This is a genomic window from Phyllobacterium sp. P5_D12 (assembly GCF_054049495.1).
Window position 1 is genome coordinate 1 of the sequence record NZ_JBFUMG010000945.1, and the last position, 1,119, is coordinate 1,119.

General features: G+C 54.8%; 2 protein-coding genes. Both read right to left on the bottom strand.

The annotated features are described in order from the left end of the window. The coding region (locus ACXJ5O_RS27845) for a heparin lyase I family protein (protein WP_457302736.1) at positions 1-742 on the bottom strand (742 nt) is incomplete at its 3' end. Beyond that, on the bottom strand, positions 739-1,119 hold a 381-nt coding region (locus ACXJ5O_RS27850), incomplete at its 5' end, for an adenylate/guanylate cyclase domain-containing protein (protein WP_457302737.1). The genes ACXJ5O_RS27845 and ACXJ5O_RS27850, both read right to left, overlap by 4 nt.

Here is a 1,119-nt window from a genome sequence, read left to right on the forward strand (position 1 = left end):
CGTCAGGACCGGGCTTCGTGTAAATGGCGAAATCAATCCAGCCGGAATCTGGCGAAGGTAGTTTGTTGCCATGATCGGTCACGGTGATCGCGTCGGTGCAGCTATTGAACTGGCTACCGTCCTGAGGTGTCCAGGTCCCGTCAGTCGCTATGAGCGCCCGCATTTGGTCTGTGTCCGGCCGGAACCAGACCGGCGTTTCGTTGTTTCCGCAGGCCTGGATAGAACTTGCCCCTTCCGCTTTGGAAGGCGCGACATAATTGGTTTCGACGGTCGCGAACAGCTTGCCTTGGTTCAGGCGCAGCGCCAGGAAAGGACTGAAATCACCAACCGCGTCGGGCCCGATCTCACGCTTCCATTGCGCGATAAGATAGCGATGGTCGCCTTTTGGAATTGGATCGGCAAACTTGACGGCAAAACCATACCAAACACCTTCGGTATAGGGCACACGACGGTCGGTTTTCTCCCATATCTCAGCCCGTTCACTGCAGTTCTGTTTGACGTTTGGGCAAAATGGCTTGACGCTCAGCTTCAGGGCGCCAGTACCGGTCTGCTTGACGTCGGACTGGAACTCGAAAGTACCCGCGCGCTGCTCGAAATTCTTGCGGTAGTAAAGTCCGCTGCTTGCCGCAAAATCCTTGCCGTCGAAACCATCAAAAAGCGTGTCGCCTCCTGGCTCTGCTGCCGCATCAGATAGGTTGAGAGTTGCGGCAAGGAGAGCCATCGCGACGATCTTTCCTGTCATTGCATGAATTTGTCTATCATGGGCCGCCGTTCCTGGGTCTTGGCATCGCGATGCAACAGCATAACCTGTTCTGCATCTGACAGGCCATCATAGGTGACCTGATCATATGCATCGTCAAGCTGGGCTGTTTGTTCAGAAGATTTTGGCAATAGAACCGTGACTTTCTGTCCAACACCGCGCAATTTTTCCTCGCCCAAGGTGACCCAGTCGCCACCACAATAGGTGGCAAATGCCTGGCTGGCGATAACCTCGCGCGAATATTTTTTGGTGAGGCCCTGCAAGCGCTGCACTTCGTTTACGGCAGAGCCGAAAGCCGAGAAGGTCAAGCGGTCTTTAAGACCAACATTGCCAAACATGACGTTACCGACGTGCAGGCC